Genomic DNA, 3,130 nt, shown 5'->3' on the forward strand with positions numbered 1-3,130 from the left:
TTGCACTTGATTTGACAATTGAGGACAAAAAAGTCCTACATAAAAGAATAAAAAAATACGTATCAAAAAATATAATTATATAAAATTAATCTATTTTCTCAACACAAATAGGTTGCTTGAGGCCTGTCAATTAAGCCTCCACGGTTGAACTATACTTATACATAATCCACCTTTCATATGACCATTCATTGATTTTCAATAACTTTTGATCTAGCATGAAAGCCGTGGCACATTTATCACGGAGGCGATTATGTGAACAAGAAAATCATATTTAGTATGCTTGCAATACTGCTTGTTATTAATAGCTTTATTGGGTTAAGTCAAAGTGACTTCCAATCTGACGCCCGAAAGACTGAAAATGCTGCCACGCTTGCTCCTCAACATTATAAATCCTTTGTTATTCCTGACAGTGTGGCGACTAAAGCAACCTATCCCCAGATATTGAATGCTTTAAATAAAGCCGGTAGTGCCACTCATTCTAATTATCTAAAAAAACAAATTTTTTATGGTTGGCAAGTAAGCCATCACAAATTAAATTACGGCCAGCCAATTAAGCAAATAACATTTCAAGTATCCCAGATAAAGCCAACAATGGTCTGGAATAATGTAAATCATCCCAGCCGGGAAGTAACGCAAAGAAGTTACACTACCAAGAAAAACAGTTTAGGTTTTAGAGTAACTATTGAATCAATCATGCAAAATTTCTCACAACAACAGCGCGAAGGTAACTATTACTTAGAGAGTAGTAGCCCTGCTACTTACACCCGCTTTCTTAGGTTATGTTCTCGGCATTTAAATTACATTACCCATCAACACACGACGTTGACTAATTTTATACCAGCTAAAAACTACGAAAGGGTTCCTCTAGAAATGGACACCCCTAATCTGTCAACTTACAAATCGGTCACTTTGTTATTTATCATTATTTTCACTATCATTTTGTTACTTGACAGTAGCAAAACTATAGCTGATTATCGGTTGAATGGGCTCTCAATCTATAACATTCTAATTCATTGTTTTGGTTCTGTAATTGGAATTACAATAGTCCTTTTGATTGCTGAAATTATTTTCTTATTACTTATTGGCTGGCCCCTAAGCATCACTACTTTAGCTGGTATGTCATCTGGCCTGATTTTTGCATTACTTAGTGCTTGGTTAACTATTTGGGGATTAGTCCACTTTTCCCTAACGAATCAGATTCGTCGGCGAAACTATAACCGTTGGACTTTTGTTACACTTTATTTGTTTAAGGCTTGCTTTATTATTTACTTATTCGTTGGCTTTATTCCTCTCTTACAAGTTGCCACAAACTCTTACAGTGTTCTAAGAGATAACTCAGTAAGGACATCCCTGGGTAATGAATATGCCGTATTTTATCCATACGTTAGTGGCTATAATTTGTCTAATTCCAATATCAAGTTGTCCGACTTACAACGTTTAGATAAAACAATGTATACGACTATGAATAATCGCGGTAGTATCTTATTCAACGATGATTATATTCATCAGCATATTGCGAATATCTATAAATACCTAGTTATCAATCCTAATTATTTAAAACACTATCCACTGTACAACACTGCACATCAGCGAATTAAAGTTTCCAACAACACATCTACTATTTGGATGCTAATTCCTTCTACACAGGCGAGCCAAACCCGTAAGATTGTCACAGGTATTAAGGACAGCGAACTAGAAAGCTCCAAAAGTTCTCCGACTATTAAGTGCATTTACTATCCTGCAAACAAAAAGATAGTTGATTTAACTCGACGTACCTATATCAAAGCTTGGCCAATACTGGTAAGCACACAGCAAAATACACCAGTAATTGAACGCTCCATTATGAATGGTCAAGGAGCTCGAGATAATCTAAAAGTTCCGATTAGATCTAACCTAGTAGCAACCTATCAGTCGATTCGTCCCAGCTTGATGAAATACAACTACGTTGATAATTATCCACAATTGGTCAAATTAGACGATTTACCTTTGGAAGATTTAAAGATGGATATAGGTAACCTCCAGCAAAACGCATTGACGTTAATCTTGAGTGCACTTGTTACTTTCTTTTTAACTGCTTATATAACATTGCTCTACTTTAAAGTAAATCGAAATGCTTTAACCATTAAACGCGTTAATGGCTATAGCTTAATCAAAACCTACCGTCCTTTGTTTGCAATGCTAGGTTTACAAACTGCTGTCATGGGCTATCTAACGATCTTTCAATATCAGAACAATTTGTACTACTGGTCACTAACTATGCTAGTCACAATTATTGAGCTTTGTATCGCTGTTCTAACTATTCGAAGAACCGAGCATAAAAACATGAAGGAGCTTTTAAATGACAAATAAACCAAGCGCTGTTATCTTGACTGATATCCAAAAAAGCTACCGTAAGCATACTATTTTTGAGAACTTAAATTTGAAAATTAATGAACATGAACTAACAACAATTTTTGGAAAAAGTGGCGCTGGAAAATCCACAATTTTAAATATGATTGGTCTACTAGAACCCTTTGACGCTGGAAAATTGATTTTATTCGGTAAACCAGCTCCCAAAGTTCGTTCAAGTGAAGCCTTGAAACTACGACGTTATAAAATTAGCTATCTTTTCCAAAACTTTGGGCTAATTGACGATGGAACTATTAGTCAAAACCTTGATGTTGGGCTAGCCTATGTCAAAGGAACCCGGAAGGACAAGCAGCTGCAAAAACAACAAGTCTTAAAAGATGTACAGCTGAATTGCCCCCTCAAGACTAAAATATATACACTCTCTGGTGGAGAACAGCAACGCGTGGCCGTAGCTCGTTTATTATTGAAACCGGCAAATCTTATCCTAGCCGATGAGCTAACTGGGGCATTAGATTCAGAAAATCGTTCGATCTTGGGAAAATTATTGCTTAAATTACGTGACTCAGGTAAAACTGTTATCGTCGTATCCCATGATCGCTACTTTGAAAAGATTAGCGATCAAGTCATAAATTTGGCCGATTTGAAGTAACTCTCTCACATTAGCTTACTTTCTTTATCAGTGAACACGACCGGGTCACGACCGAGCAAGCCATCAATAAGGGACTGGTCAGTCGTGAAATGACCCGACTCGAAAAGGCCGGCTACACCACTAGAACCCCTG

The 3,130-nt window shown here is 36.6% G+C and carries 2 protein-coding genes; both read left to right on the top strand.

Features of this window, described 5'->3' with window-relative positions:
- Positions 1-252 precede the first annotated feature (252 nt).
- Positions 253-2,349: a DUF1430 domain-containing protein gene (locus FD07_RS11690; RefSeq protein ID WP_020090505.1), complete on the top strand. Its 2,097-nt coding sequence runs from the start codon at positions 253-255 to the stop codon at positions 2,347-2,349.
- Positions 2,339-2,998: an ATP-binding cassette domain-containing protein gene (locus FD07_RS11695; protein ID WP_020090506.1), complete on the top strand. Its 660-nt coding sequence runs from the start codon at positions 2,339-2,341 to the stop codon at positions 2,996-2,998. The genes FD07_RS11690 and FD07_RS11695 overlap by 11 nt, the downstream gene beginning before the upstream one ends.
- The last annotated feature ends 132 nt before the right edge of the window (positions 2,999-3,130 follow it).

Source organism: Levilactobacillus parabrevis ATCC 53295 (assembly GCF_001434055.1).
Lineage (GTDB): Bacteria > Bacillota > Bacilli > Lactobacillales > Lactobacillaceae > Levilactobacillus > Levilactobacillus parabrevis.